General features: G+C 61.0%; 13 protein-coding genes. 7 read left to right on the top strand and 6 right to left on the bottom strand.

Annotated features, from left to right (window positions below):
- The 5 genes from COA55_RS14850 to rsgA all read right to left on the bottom strand — a co-directional run.
- Window positions 1-240: hypothetical protein (locus tag COA55_RS14850; RefSeq protein ID WP_290502765.1), on the bottom strand; the 240-nt coding region annotated here is incomplete at its 3' end.
- Between the two features lie 98 nt (window positions 241-338).
- Window positions 339-1,484 (bottom strand): alpha/beta fold hydrolase, encoded by a 1,146-nt coding sequence (locus tag COA55_RS14845; RefSeq protein ID WP_063520217.1) that lies wholly within the window; start codon window positions 1,482-1,484, stop codon window positions 339-341.
- A gap of 165 nt (window positions 1,485-1,649) precedes the next feature.
- Window positions 1,650-2,516: an archaetidylserine decarboxylase gene (gene asd / locus COA55_RS14840; RefSeq protein ID WP_290502764.1), complete on the bottom strand. Its 867-nt coding sequence runs from the start codon at window positions 2,514-2,516 to the stop codon at window positions 1,650-1,652.
- A 38-nt stretch (window positions 2,517-2,554) separates the two neighbouring features.
- Window positions 2,555-3,370 (bottom strand): rhodanese-like domain-containing protein, encoded by an 816-nt coding sequence (locus COA55_RS14835; RefSeq protein ID WP_290502763.1) that lies wholly within the window; start codon window positions 3,368-3,370, stop codon window positions 2,555-2,557.
- 135 nt (window positions 3,371-3,505) lie between these two features.
- Window positions 3,506-4,558 carry a small ribosomal subunit biogenesis GTPase RsgA gene (gene rsgA / locus COA55_RS14830; RefSeq protein ID WP_290502762.1) on the bottom strand — a complete coding sequence of 351 codons (1,053 nt, stop codon included), beginning with the start codon at window positions 4,556-4,558 and terminating at the stop codon, window positions 3,506-3,508.
- Window positions 4,559-4,658: 100 nt separating this feature from the next.
- On the opposite strand from rsgA, the gene orn reads away from it, so the two are divergent.
- Window positions 4,659-5,204, top strand: a complete 546-nt coding sequence (gene orn, locus COA55_RS14825; RefSeq protein ID WP_290502761.1) for an oligoribonuclease — start codon at window positions 4,659-4,661, stop codon at window positions 5,202-5,204.
- Between the two features lie 160 nt (window positions 5,205-5,364).
- On the opposite strand, the gene queG is transcribed toward orn, so the two are convergent.
- Window positions 5,365-6,414: a tRNA epoxyqueuosine(34) reductase QueG gene (gene queG, locus COA55_RS14820; protein WP_290502760.1), complete on the bottom strand. Its 1,050-nt coding sequence runs from the start codon at window positions 6,412-6,414 to the stop codon at window positions 5,365-5,367.
- A 100-nt stretch (window positions 6,415-6,514) separates the two neighbouring features.
- Here queG and COA55_RS14815 point away from each other — a divergent pair, with 100 nt between their 5' ends.
- From COA55_RS14815 to hfq, 6 genes are all read left to right on the top strand, one after another.
- Window positions 6,515-8,053, top strand: a complete 1,539-nt coding sequence (locus COA55_RS14815) for an NAD(P)H-hydrate dehydratase (RefSeq protein ID WP_290502759.1) — start codon at window positions 6,515-6,517, stop codon at window positions 8,051-8,053.
- Window positions 8,050-8,478: a tRNA (adenosine(37)-N6)-threonylcarbamoyltransferase complex ATPase subunit type 1 TsaE gene (gene tsaE, locus COA55_RS14810; RefSeq protein WP_290502758.1), complete on the top strand. Its 429-nt coding sequence runs from the start codon at window positions 8,050-8,052 to the stop codon at window positions 8,476-8,478. Before COA55_RS14815 ends, tsaE begins: the two co-directional genes overlap by 4 nt.
- 20 nt (window positions 8,479-8,498) lie before the next feature.
- Window positions 8,499-9,851, top strand: a complete 1,353-nt coding sequence (locus tag COA55_RS14805) for an N-acetylmuramoyl-L-alanine amidase (RefSeq protein WP_082872346.1) — start codon at window positions 8,499-8,501, stop codon at window positions 9,849-9,851.
- Window positions 9,852-9,953: 102 nt separating this feature from the next.
- Window positions 9,954-11,822: a DNA mismatch repair endonuclease MutL gene (gene mutL / locus COA55_RS14800; protein WP_290502757.1), complete on the top strand. Its 1,869-nt coding sequence runs from the start codon at window positions 9,954-9,956 to the stop codon at window positions 11,820-11,822.
- Window positions 11,823-11,911: 89 nt separating this feature from the next.
- Window positions 11,912-12,865, top strand: a complete 954-nt coding sequence (miaA, locus tag COA55_RS14795; RefSeq protein ID WP_290502767.1) for a tRNA (adenosine(37)-N6)-dimethylallyltransferase MiaA — start codon at window positions 11,912-11,914, stop codon at window positions 12,863-12,865.
- 246 nt (window positions 12,866-13,111) lie between these two features.
- Window positions 13,112-13,399, top strand: a complete 288-nt coding sequence (gene hfq / locus COA55_RS14790; protein WP_063519029.1) for an RNA chaperone Hfq — start codon at window positions 13,112-13,114, stop codon at window positions 13,397-13,399.
- The last annotated feature ends 261 nt before the right edge of the window (window positions 13,400-13,660 follow it).

The following is a 13,660-nucleotide window of genomic DNA, read 5'->3' as shown; positions in this document are numbered from 1 at the left end:
AGTTGCGAGTTGCGAGTTGCGAGTTGCGAGTTGCGAGTTGCGAGTTGCGAGTTGCGAGTTGCGAAAAATAGATAGGGGAAGCCAGAAAAGTTCCTTGGGCTCGACAGGTTTCAGGAAATATTGCGGGTAGATCTGGATTCCTGTCGACTCGCTCCGCTCGGTTCGCCCCTCAAGTTGGGCTCCTACAGTAGAGCCAACGGAGAGGCTGGTGTCGCCCCGGTTTTCCTTTTCAACTTTCAACTTTGGACTTTGAACTGGCTCCCGCGGGCAGAGCGGCCACCGTGAGGCACCGCGCCTAACCCGAGTTGTCGCTAGTCACTAGCAGCTTGTTGCTGCTTTTAATCCCGCTCGATCAACCATTCCGCAATGCGCCCCCAGCTCTGTTTCTGTGCGGCGGCGCTGCCCAGGATACCCATATGCCCACCATCAATGGTGACAAAGGTTTTATCCTTGCTGCGAATCAGCGGTTTCATGGCCTGGCTGCATTCCGGGGTGACGATGGGATCGTTGGCACCGGTAATGTTCAGCACGTTAGCGGTGACCTGGTTCAGGTGCCCGTCAGTCCCTTCCATGGGGAGTTGGCCGTGGGCGACCACGTTGTCCGTCCACAGGTAGCGGATGATGTCCTGAATCACGCCGCCGGGGTAGGCCACCATGTCGTCCAGAAAAGCCCCGTTGGTGGCGTGGGAGGCGACGAAGTCCCGGTCATGCAGGTTCTTCATCAGGCTCCAGTAACCCTGCAGGCTGCCAATGGGGTTGGTGAGCTTGAAGGCCAGGCTGTTTACCCAGCCCGGGGAACGCAACAGGTCCGCAGGCACATCATGGATACGCAGGCCGGTGCGTTTGCGAATCCACTTGGCCCGGCGGCTCAGGGCGCGGTACTGGCCGCCCAGCGCGCCGTTGCGGTGATAATCCGTGGGCGCGCCGATCAATACCAGGTTGTTGATGTCCGGGTCGTTACCCAGGGCGGCGTAGCAGAGGCTGAACAATCCGCCGAAGCTCCAGCCGTGCAGGCTCAGTTTCTGCTCACCACTGTGCTGGCGGACCTGCACCAGCAGTTTGGGCAGATAGTCCGCAAAGTAGCTGCTCAGGCTCAGGTGGTTGTGATGGCGGCCGGGGCGGCCCCAGTCGACCATGTACAGCTCGAACCCGCGGGCGCGCAGGTAACGCACCAGACTGCGCTGGGGGAACAGATCATAGATCAGCATGTTCACTGCCAGCGGTGCCACCAGCACCAATGGCGTGCGCTGGGTGGTCTGGCTGACCGGCACTACGGTGCCGTCCGACAGCGGGATGGCGCTTTCGGTCAGCGGCGGGTAATAACGCAGTTTTACCAGACCGTCGTCGAACAGGGTCTCGTAGGGCGTCTGTTCCGCCTGGCTGAGTTGCTGGGCGTCGAAAAGGCGCGCCCGGCCATTGTCCAGGCGATGCCGCCAGGGGCGGGTTCGCTTGTAAACCACCTGCTGTAGTGTGTCAGTTAGCATGAATTCCACCGGCTAAGGATCAACGGGCGGTCATTGTAGGGAAGAAGCGGGCGGGCGCAGTTGCCGTGCGGACCGCCATTGATGTCGGGGGGGATACCCGCCCCGATTTGCCGCAGTTCCGGTCATTGCGGATGAGCGGGATCTGTGCAGGGTGGGGCGTTTATATCAGTGGGTATAAGCGCCTAGTTTGCCGCGCACCCGTACCTGGCTGCCGGCCTTAAGATTGCCTTCAAAGTCGGCCTTTCCTTCAGGGAACAGCATGACCACGGTGGAGCCGAGCAGGAAGCGGCCCAGTTCCTCGCCTTTTTCCAGGGTGATGGGGGCGGTGCGCAGGTAGTCGGTGGTGACCACCTGTTTGGGCAGAGGGGTGACCTGCCCACTGAATACGGTCTCGATGCCGGCGACAATCATGGCGCCGACCAGAATCACTGCCATGGGGCCCTGTTCGGTATCAAAGATGCACACCAGCCGTTCGTTGCGGGCAAACAGGTTGGGCACGCCGTTGGCGGTGGCTTCGTTCACCGAGAACAGGTCGCCAGGCACGTAACGGGTTTCGCGCAGGGTGCCGGTAAAAGGCATGTGCACACGGTGATAATCGCGGGGAGAGAGGTAGATGGTGGCGAACTGGCCATTGGTGAATTCACTGGCCAGCGCACTGTCGCCACCGAGCAGGTCGTAGAGGGAGTAATCGTGCCCCTTGGCCTGGAATACCTGGTTGGCACGAATGGCGCCGAGCTGGCTGACAGCACCGTCTGCCGGGCAGGCAATCTCGTTATCGCCGCTGGCTTCCAGTGGTCGGGCATCGGCTTTCAGTGCGCGCGTAAAAAAAGCATTGAAGGTGGGAAATCGATCCGCGTCTTCGATCTGGGCTTCGGACAAGTCAATGCCGAACCGCTTCATGAACAGATTGATGAAGGTGGTCTTGATCCACGGCACTTCGCTGCGGGCCAGCATGCCCACCAGCCGGGACAGGCCGTGCTGAGGGACCAGATACTGCAGGGTAACGAACAGTTTGTCGCGCCAGTTATTCAAGGGGAATCCTTACTCTTTCAGGGAGCCATTGGCCCGGATTATTCGGTTTTCTGCGCGGGCGTATCGGGGTGATTCCCCCACTCGGCCCAGGAGCCGGCGTAGCCGCGCATGCGTTCAAAGCCCAGTAGCTTGCCTACCAGCCAGGAAAAACTGGAGCGGTGATGGGTCTGGCAGTGGGTAATCACTTCCTTGTCGCCGGTGATGCCCTGGGCGGCCAATTCTGCGCGGATGTCTTCCAGTGGACGCAGGCGCAGGTTGTTCTGCTTGTCCATGGGTTCGGTCCATTCGTGGTGGCGTGCGCCGGGGATGTGCCCCGCCTTCTGGGCGAAGGCGCGCACACCGTCGAATTCGTCCAGGGAGCGGGAATCCCAGATCACCACATCGTCATCCTGATAATGGGCCAGCAGATAATCCAGATCCACTTCGGTGACAGGGTCGTGGGCGCCGACTTCGTAATCGCTGGGGGTGGGATCGTGGGCTTCGCTGCTGGTGGGGTGGCCTTCGGCCAGCCAGGCGTGGATGCCCCCGTTCAGGTAGCTGTAACGCTTGTGGCCGATGGCGTCCAGGGTCCACAGCAGGCGTCCGGCCCAACCGCCGCCTTCGTCGTCATAGGCGACCACATGGGTATCCGGGGTCAGCCCCAGCTCGGAGAACAGGTCACTGAGGGCGTCATCGGAAGGGATCATGCCCGGTGCTGGCTGTGCGCCGGTCTGTAAACGCCTGAAATCCAGGTGAATGGCGCCGGGAACATGGGCCTGGACGTAAACCGGGGGCTTGCTCAGGTCGATGATGAGCAGTTTGTCGTCGTCAAGGCGATTGGCGAGTTCGGCGGGTTCGAGCAGCAGTGGCAGCATAAAAGGCAGTTGATAGTGGACAGTTGAAAGTTGACAGCTAAAAGTCAAAACAGCGCGTCTTGGAGCGGCCCATTATTCCTTATATGACCACGTTCTGGTAGCCGGGTTTCGCTGTCAACTGTCCACTATCAACTGTCAACTTGAGTAGCGTTCCCGCCCTTCCTCGTCCAGGGTGTCGGCAATCTGGTAGAAGTTGCTCAGCCGTTCCTCGTCGATATCGCCATTTTCGGCGGCGTTGATCAGCGCGCAGCCCGGTTCGTTGCGGTGTGAACAGTTGCGGAATTTGCAGTGGCCCGCCAGCTCCGACAGCTCCCGGTAGCCGTGCAGCAGGTCGTCTTCGCCGATATGCCACAGGCCGAATTCGCGGATGCCGGGGGAGTCGATCAGCTGGCCACCGGTGGGCAGGTGAACCAGCCGGGCGGTGACGGTGGTGTGCTGGCCCAGGCCGGAGTTGCTGGACAGCTCGCCCACCTGCAGATCCGCCTCCGGCAGTACACCATTGACCAGTGAGGACTTGCCCACCCCGGACTGCCCCACAAACACGCTGGTCTTGCCAATCAGGGCCTCGTGTAACGGTGCCAGTCCTTCGCTCTGATGGGCGCACACTTCCAGTACCGGATAACCGAGGCGGCGATACATATCGGACAGTTCATCCACAAAGGGGCGCAGGGTTTCGTCGATCAGGTCGGCCTTGTTGAGCACCAGGGTGGCGGGGATATTGGACAGCTCGGCGGCCACCAGATAACGGTCCAGCAGGGCGCTTGAGGGTGTGGGAAGCGGCGCGAACACCACCAGCATCTGCTCCACGTTGGCGGCCACTGGCTTCAGGTTACCGTACAGGTCCGGGCGCTTGAGCACCGTGTCGCGAGGCTCGATGGCGACGACCACGCCCAGCCCTTCGCTTTTGGGCGGCTGCCAGATCACCTTGTCGCCAACAACCAGCTGTTCCAGGGTGGCGCGAAAGTGACACCGCCGTGTCTTTCGGTTTTCACCATTCGGGCCGTCCGCATTTTCCACTTCCACCTGCTGGCCGAAGTGGGCAGTGATAAATCCGTGTTGCTCATCGCCCAGATCGTCGGCCACCAGGATCTCCTGCTGGTCGGTGCGGCGGTTGGCGCGGTCGCGCTTTTCCGCCTGGATCTTTTCGATGCGCCAGCGTTGGCGGCGATTGAGCTTGCGTTTGGCCACGGGTTATTACGGTCCTGTCTTCGGGTATGAGATCTAGTATGACAATGGGGGCATGCTACCATGGAGGCCACATTCCGCGTAGCAAAGAGATGCCGAGCCCATGACCGACAAGCGCAATAATCTGATCTGGATCGATCTGGAAATGACCGGCCTGAGCCCGGAAAACGATCGCATCATCGAGATCGCCACCATTGTCACCGATGCCGAGTTGAATGTGCTGGCAGAAGGGCCGGTGCTGGCGGTGCATCAGAGCGATGCGCTACTGGATGGCATGGACGAATGGAATACCACCCACCATAACAACTCCGGGCTGGTGGCGCGGGTGAAAGCCAGCATAGTGAATGACGCGGCCGCAGAGTCCCAGACCATCGCGTTTCTGGAGCAGTACGTGGAAGCGGGCATGTCGCCCATGTGCGGCAATAGCATCTGCCAGGACCGCCGTTTCCTGGCCAACTACATGCCGAAACTGGAAGCCTTCTTCCATTACCGCAATCTGGACGTGTCCACCCTGAAAGAGCTGGCGCGGCGTTGGAAGCCAGAAATCCTGCCGGGCTTCAGTAAAGAGAATAAACACCTGGCGCTGGATGATATCCGCGAGTCCATCGCCGAGCTGGTGTATTACCGCGAGCATTTTATTGACGCCTAACGGCGACGCATCATGCGGCACGCTTCACGCAACACGTAAAAAAACCTGAACCGGAGTGTGCTTTCCCGTAGGAGCGGCGCTTGAGCCGCGAACCGAGCGTAGCGGGGATTCCGAAGCAACGTTGTTCGCGGCTCAAGCGCAGCTCCTGCGGGTAATCGTTTCAGGTTGGAAGGTGCTGCGCCAGCGCCCACTGCACATGCTCTTGCACTGTTTCGTCCGGATACTCGCGTCTTTCCTTCAAGGCCTTGATAACGTCGTCTGAGCTTGGCGCATTCCCCAGCGCCACGGCAATATTGCGCAGCCATTTCAGATACCCGGCGCGACGAATCGCCGATCCCGCCGTGCGTTCCAGAAATTCCTCTTCGCTCCATGAAAACAGTGAGACCAGATCACTGTCGCCGAGCCCGTGGCGGGGGTGGAAATCGGTTTCGCCGGTGTGCTGGGCAAAACGATTCCAGGGGCACATGAGCTGGCAGTCGTCGCAACCGAAAATACGGTTGCCGATGCCCTTGCGCAGGTCTTCCGGAATGCTGCCTTCGTGTTCGATGGTCAGGTAGGAAATGCAGCGCCGGGCATCCAGTTCATAGGGCGCCACAATGGCGTCGGTGGGGCAGACGGTGATGCAGGCTTTACACTTGCCGCAATGGTCTTCGCCGGGGGTGTCCACCGGCAAGGCAATGTCGGTGTAGATCTCGCCCAGGAAGAACCAGCTGCCCGCTTCCCGGTTCAACACCAGAGTGTGTTTGCCTTGCCAGCCCAGTCCGGCTTTGGCAGCCAGCGGTTTCTCCATTACCGGGGCGCTGTCCACAAAGGCCCGTGCCAGCTCACTGTCGGCAACTGCCTCGCGAATGCGGCTGGCCAGAATTGCCAGGCGCTTGCGGATCAGCTTGTGATAGTCACGGCCCAGCGCATAGCGGGACACATAGGCCTTGTCTTTCTGTTGCAGCAATTTCACCGGCTGGGTGTCCGGGGGCAGGTAATCCATGCGCGCGGAAATCACCCGCAGGGTGCCCGGTTCCAGCTCCTCCGGGCGAAAGCGCTTGTTGCCGTGGGCTGACATCCACTCCATTTGCCCCTGATACCCTTTCGCCAGCCACGCTTTCAATTGTGCTTCTTCGGCGTGCAGATCCGTATCGGCAATACCGATTTGCTGGAAGCCGAGTTCGCGGCCCCATTGCTGGATTTGGGCTTTCAGTTGATTCAGATCCATGACGTTTCGGGGCAACCGGCTCTCGTGCGTATAATGGCGGGAAATGTGTTGTGGCGCCCCGGTAAACGGGAGGCGCACGAAATAACGCGAAGGATAACAGGTGACCGAGCTACCTGCTGCTTTATACACCGCGGCGCAGACCCGCGAGCTGGACCGACTGGCCATTGCCGCCGGCACCCCGGGCGCCGAGCTGATGGAGCGGGCCGGGCAGGCGGCCTTTGATGCCCTCTGCGAGCGCTGGCCCCAAGCCGGCAAGCTGGCGATATTGTGTGGCGGCGGCAACAACGGTGGCGATGGCTATGTGGTGGCGCGGCTGGCGGCGGAGGCCGGCCTGCAGCCGCAGATCTGGTTTACCACTGCACCGGATCAGCTCAAGGGCGATGCCCTGACCATGGCCCGGCGCTGTCAGGCCGTCGGCATTCCCATGCAACCGCTCACCCAGGCCGACCTGCCGCATTCTGCGGACCTGTTGGTAGATGGTCTGCTGGGCACCGGCCTCAAAGGTCCGTTGCGTGATGACGTGGCCGCGTTGTTGCGCGCCCTGAATACATTGTCGCTTCCGGTGCTGGCGCTGGATATTCCTTCGGGGCTCAGCGCCGACAGCGGCATGCCCCTGGGGCCAGTATTGCAGGCGGAGATGACCTGTACCTTTATTGGTCTTAAACGGGGTCTGCTCACCGGCGAAGGGCCGTTGCATTGCGGTGCGCTGCGTTTTTTCGATTTGCAGGTGGGGCGAGATATTTACGCCCAGATGCAGCCGGACTGCCTAAGCCCCGGCGCCGAGACGCTACAGCACCGTTTGCCCGCCCGCCGGGTAGATGGCCACAAGGGCCATTACGGCCATGTGCTGGTGATCGGTGGCGATCATGGTTTTGCCGGCGCGCCGGTCATGAGTGCCCAGGCCGCCGCCCGTTGCGGGGCTGGCAAGGTGTCGTTGATTACACGCCCGGCCCATGTGGCGGTGGCTTTGATCCGCCAGCCGGAAATCATGGTACGCGGGGTGGATCGCCCGGAAGACGCTGTTGCGCTGATGGAGGCGGCCACGGTGATTGCCATTGGCCCCGGGTTGGGGCTGGATGCGTGGGGCCGAGGCTTGCTGGATGCGGCACTGGCAACGGGCAAGCCGATGGTGGTGGACGCGGATGCCCTGACCCTGATCGCCGGGCAGGCGGATATCGGCACGGCGGATTGGGTGCTCACTCCGCACCCGGGTGAAGCGGGCCGGCTGTTGGGAGTGTCCGCTGGCGACATTCAGCAGGACCGGTTTGCCGCATTGGACAGTCTGTCTGCCCGTTATGGCGGTACCGTGCTGCTCAAGGGGCTGGGTACCCTGGTGCAGGGCGAGCCCGCAGAGGCCGGGCCGGGCCGGGCGCTGATTCGCGATGGCAACCCGGGCATGGCGTCCGGAGGCATGGGCGATGTGCTCACCGGGGTGATTGCCGCCTTGCGGGCCCAGGGGCTGAGCGGGTTTGATGCGGCTCGCCTGGGTGCCATGGTGCACGCCCGGGCGGCGGACCACTGTGCGGCGGCGCAGGGTGAGCGGGGCTTGCTGGCTACCGATTTGCTCGGGGCGTTGCGCCAGCAATTGAACCACAGGCTGCAAGGCCATGAATTGCCGCAAGGGGCAGACAAGCAATGAGCCAGGAGTTTTACGATTTGCCGGATGAAGCGGCAACCTTGTCATTGGGCGCTGAATTGGGCCACCGCTTGGCGGCGGGCGGCTGCGTTTATCTCGAAGGTGACCTGGGCGCGGGGAAAACCACCCTGGTTCGCGGTATGCTCCGTGGCCTGGGGCATGAAGGGGCCGTAAAGAGCCCGACCTATACCATTGTGGAACCCTACGAGATTGCTGGCGTCCATATCTATCACTTTGACCTGTATCGCCTGGCCGACCCGGAAGAACTGGAGCTGATTGGCGTGCGGGATTATTTCGATGCCGGCTCCCTGTGTTTGCTGGAATGGCCGGAGCGGGGCGCGGGAGTGGTGCCAACGCCGGATTTGACCATTACACTGGCCGTGCATGGCCACGGAAGAAAAGCGACCCTGGAATGGGTTGGTGACTAAACGCCTATGACTAAACGTTTATGACAACTCGCATTCACAACAAGAAAACCGTATCGGTATTTTTCTTCACTCTGGCAGCGTTGTGCTGGAGTTCGCTGGCGCTTGCCCAGACCACCATCGATTCCGTGCGCCTGCACCGGGCGCCGGACCACACCCGGATCGTGTTCGATTTGCCCGCGCCGGTGGATCACAAACTCGACAAGCTGGCCAACCCGGATCGTGTTGTGCTCGATCTGCAAGACGCGGCGCTGGATTTCGACGTGAAAACGCTGGATTACGCCAGCAGCCCCATTGCCAATATCCGGGTAGGCAAGCACACCGATAAAACCCGGGTGGTGCTGGACATGAAAGAGTCCGTGCGCACCCGCACCAATCTGCTCAAACCCATTGAGCCCCACGGCTGGCGGCTGGTGGTGGACCTGTTCGACAAGGAACTGCAAACCGCCAAAACCGACAAGCCCAAGCCGCAAAAGCCGGTAGAGCCCAAGGCGCAGCGGTTGATGATTGTGGCCATTGATGCGGGGCACGGCGGGGAAGATCCGGGTGCCCGCGGCCCCAGTGGCACCTATGAAAAGACCATCGTTTTGCAGATTGCCAAAAAGCTGGAAGCGCTGGTTAATGACAAGGCCGGCATGCGGGCGGTGATGGTGCGCGATGGCGATTACTACGTGCCTCTGGTCGAGCGCCGCAAGATCGCCCGGGAAAAACACGGTGCGGATGTGTTTGTCTCTATTCACGCGGATGCCTTCACCGACGCCCGCGCCCATGGCGCCTCGGTGTTTGCCCTGTCCAACCGGGGGGCCACCAGTGCCCGGGCCCGCTATCTTGCCAAGATCGCCAACGAGTCTGACCGCGTAGCCGGGGTGTATGAAGAAGAGGAAGACGACAGTTCGTTATACAGCGTGCTGGCGGATCTTCAGATGAACGGCTCCATGGCCGGCAGTCTCTATCTGGGCCGCCAGGTGCTGCTGGAAATGGGTAAAGTCACCAAGCTGCATGGTAACCGCGACAAAGTGGAACAAGCGGGCTTTGCGGTGCTGAAAGAGCCGGAAATGGTCTCCATCCTTGTGGAAACCGGTTTTATCTCCAACCCCACCGAAGAGCGGAATTTGCGCTCCTCGGCGCACCAGACCAAGCTGGCACGCTCGGTGCTTAACGGCATCGACGCCTATTTCCGCAGCCACCCGGCACCCAATAGCTGGTATGCGGCCCAGCGCCGTGAGCAGGGTGATGAGTATCGTATTCAGCCCGGTGATACACTGTCGGAAATTGCCCGGCAGTACAGTGTTTCCGAGCAGTCTATCCGCTCGGCCAACGGTATGGATGGTGACCGGATCATGGTCGGCCAGGTACTGAAAATTCCGCGTTCATAATATTCCGCTGGCATGCAGCACGCATCATGTCGGCACGCTAAACGCCAGGCGTGCCGGGTGAGCGTTGTGTGTCGGGACAGATAACTTTCTAAAGGATTTGTTTTGTCCAAGATTCAGCTGCTTGATTCCCGCCTTGCTAACCAGATTGCCGCCGGTGAAGTGGTTGAACGTCCTGCGTCTGTGCTCAAGGAATTGCTGGAAAATGCGCTGGATGCCGGCTCGGAATCCATCAGCGTGGATGTGGAGCAGGGCGGGGTGAAACTGGTGCGGGTGCGCGATAACGGTAACGGCATCGAACGTAATGATTTGCCGCTGGCCCTGTCCCGGCACGCCACCAGCAAGATTCGCGGCCTCGATGATCTGGAAGCCATCGGCACGTTGGGCTTTCGCGGGGAAGCGCTGGCGGCGATCAGCTCCGTCTCTCGATTGAGCCTGGCCAGTAACGTGGAAGGCGAAGCGGAAGGCTGGCAAGTGACCGTGGAAGGGCGCGATATGGCGCCGACGGTATCGCCGGCGGGGCACCCCCGTGGCACCACCGTGACCATGCGTGACCTGTTTTTTAATACCCCGGCCCGACGCCGGTTCCTGCGCACCGAAAAAACCGAATTCAATCATCTCGAAGAAGTGTTTCGGCGCATTGCCCTGAGTGAATTCAATACCGCGTTTCGTCTCACCCATAACCAGAAAGTGATTCACCAGTTGCCCGCCGGGCTGGATGACACCCTGCGGGCGGCGCGGGTGGCCAAGCTGTGTGGCAAGGGTTTCATGGAGCAGGCGGTGGCCGTGGACGTGGAGCGCGATGGCTTGCGTCTGCACGGCTGGATGGGCCTGCCCACGTTTTCCCGCTCCCAGGCGGACCTGCAATATTTCTATGTGAATGGCCGGGTGATTCGCGACAAGGTGGTCAGCCATGCGGTGCGCCAGGCGTATGCGGATGTGCTCTACCACGGCCGCCACCCGGCCTATGTACTGTTTCTGGAGCTGGACCCGGCCATGGTGGATGTGAACGTTCACCCCACCAAACACGAAGTGCGTTTCCGCGAACAACGGATGGTACATGGTTTTCTGTATAGCTCATTGCATCGCGCCATTGCCGGGGTACGTCCGGGGCAGGAGCTGGCCGGTTCCGTGGTCGATGAAGGGGCGCCAGCCGCCGGCATGGATACAGCCATGGCGCCCAGTCAGGGCAATATGTCGCTGTCTGCGCCAGCGGGTGCGGGCATGTCTTCCCTGTCTCGCCCGGCCGGCCACGCCTACCCGCCCGGCGGCAGCGCGTTTGGCTATGGTCAGGGTCAGCGGCAGGCCGATGCCTACGGGGCCCTGGTGGGGCAGCAGGTCAGCGAGTCAGCGCCGTCGGTGATGCCGCCGGCCAGCGACAACGAAACCGTGCCACCGCTGGGCTATGCGGTGGCGCAGCTGCACGGCATTTTTATTCTGGCGGAAAACCAGCAGGGCATGGTGGTGGTGGATATGCATGCCGCCCACGAACGGATTACCTATGAGCGGCTCAAGCAGAGCTGGGCGGACGACAAGGTGCGCAGCCAGCCATTGCTGGTGCCGGTGTCGCTGGCGGTGTCGTCCCGTGAAGCGGATTTTGCCGAGCAGCAGCCGGAGGTGTTTTCCCGGCTGGGGTTCGGTGTCGAGCGCGCCGGGCCGGAAACCCTGGTGGTGCGCGAAGTGCCGGCCTTGCTGCGCAACGGTGACAGCGAATCGATGGTTCGCGATGTGTTGTCGGATTTGTTGGCGCAAGGCAGTAGTGAACGTATTGCCCAGAAGCTGGATGAGCTGCTGTCCACCATGGCCTGCCACGGCAGTGTGCGCGCCAATCGTCGCCTGACGATCCCGGAAATGAATGCCCTGTTGCGCGACATGGAGGCCACAGAGCGCTCCGGCCAGTGCAACCACGGCCGCCCCACCTGGACCCAGATGAGCATCAAGGATCTGGATCGCCTGTTTATGCGGGGGCAGTGATGAACGCCGGACGCCAGATGCCGGACGCCCAACGTGAAACCGGCTCCGTCCGGCGTCCGGCATCCGGCATCAAGCCTGTTTTTCTTCTCATGGGGCCCACCTGTTCCGGCAAGACGGCGCTGGCTATCGAGGCGGTGCAGTCCCTGCCCATCGAAATCATCAATGTGGATTCGGCGTTGGTGTATCGGGGCTTGAATATTGGTGCGGCCCGCCCCACTGAAGAAGAACTGGCATTAGCGCCGCACCGGTTGCTGGGCTTTCGTGATCTGACCGAGCCCTATTCTGCTGCGGATTTTCGCGCTGATGCCCTCGCGCAGATTGAACAGATCCACGCCAACGGCAAATTGCCGTTGCTGGTGGGTGGCACGGTGCTGTATTTCAAGGCTTTGGTGGAGGGGCTGGCGCCGTTGCCGGAAGCGGACCTGCAGGTGCGGGCGGAGATTGCGGCCCTGGCCGAGGCGCAGGGCTGGCCGGCGGTGCATCAGGCGCTGGCCGAGGTGGACCCGGTGACAGCGGCGCGGCTCAAGCCTACGGACCGGCAGCGGTTGCAGCGGGCGCTGGAAGTGTTTCGCCTCACCGGTCGGCCGTTGTCGGCGTTTCATGCGGAACATCATACAACTGTCATAAAGAACCGGGATGGTTTAAGCCAGTTCAGCGGATTGCCGTATCCGGTGCTTAGCATGGCGCTGGCCCCGCAGGACAGGGCCTGGCTGCATGAGCAGATTGCCTTGCGTTTTCGGGCCATGCTGGACTCCGGTTTGCTGGCCGAAGTGGAAGGGTTGCGCCAGCAGCCACAGCTGCATCCGGACTTGCCGGGCATCCGGGCGGTGGGCTATCGCCAGGTGTGGGAGTATCTGGACGGCCAGTATGATTATGACACCATGGTGGAGCGGGGTATTATCGCCACCCGCCAGCTGGCCAAACGCCAGTTCACCTGGTTGCGAAAATGGCCGGATCTGCAGTGGTTCGACAGTAATGATCTGTCACAGCGAAAGGCGCTGTTTGGGCAGCTTGCGAAGATCTGTAAATCTGTGTTTAGTTAGCCCTGAAAGCATGCGTTTTGGTTTATAATGCAATGACTGCATAGGTCTGCGACGTTACTCGGGAATGGTGTCGCGGCCATGGATGGGTCGGGACCCGGAACCTTTTGTGTGGGTTGTTGACAAAAATTTGCCCGGTGGCGCACCGGGCGGAGGCAGTGGCCGTTTGGGACGGTTTCGCTGCTGCATCGCGCTGATTGCCCGAAGTGTTGGGCGCTACTTTTTACTGATATTTCAAGGAGATCTACCATGTCAAAGGGGCACTCGCTACAAGACCCTTTCCTGAACGCGCTGCGCAAGGAGCGTATTCCGGTTTCTATTTTCCTGGTGAACGGCATAAAGTTGCAGGGGCAGATTGAGTCTTTTGACCAATATGTCGTGCTGCTGAAAAATGCAGTCAGCCAGATGGTGTACAAGCACGCAATTTCTACCGTGGTGCCGGCCCGTAACCCTCGTGCAACGGGTAATCCGGCCATGGCTGCAGGTGCGGGTGCTGCGGGTGCTCCGGCTGCAGATGAAGGCTACGGCAATCAGTAACACTGCCTGCTTCGCCTGATGGGGTGTCGCTGTAAAGCCCCAGACAGAGCCACCTTCGGGTGGCTCTGTGCGTTGTGCGCTGAGCTTCTTGGGAAGCCCCTGAAAATACGGGCTCCATTGTGGGAAGCCATGTTGGGTGCCGTGGACAAGGGGGCGATAACCATTCGGGTTGTATGGTCTCTGCGTCAGGCATTCGACATTGAGCGGTCGGCAAGCTGTCAGGGGTTCACGACAAGCAATCAAATGGCAGGAGGGTGTTGT

Source organism: Alcanivorax sp. (genome assembly GCF_002733835.1).
Taxonomy (GTDB): domain Bacteria; phylum Pseudomonadota; class Gammaproteobacteria; order Pseudomonadales; family Alcanivoracaceae; genus Alcanivorax.
This window is presented reverse-complemented; position numbering and strand designations above follow the sequence as displayed.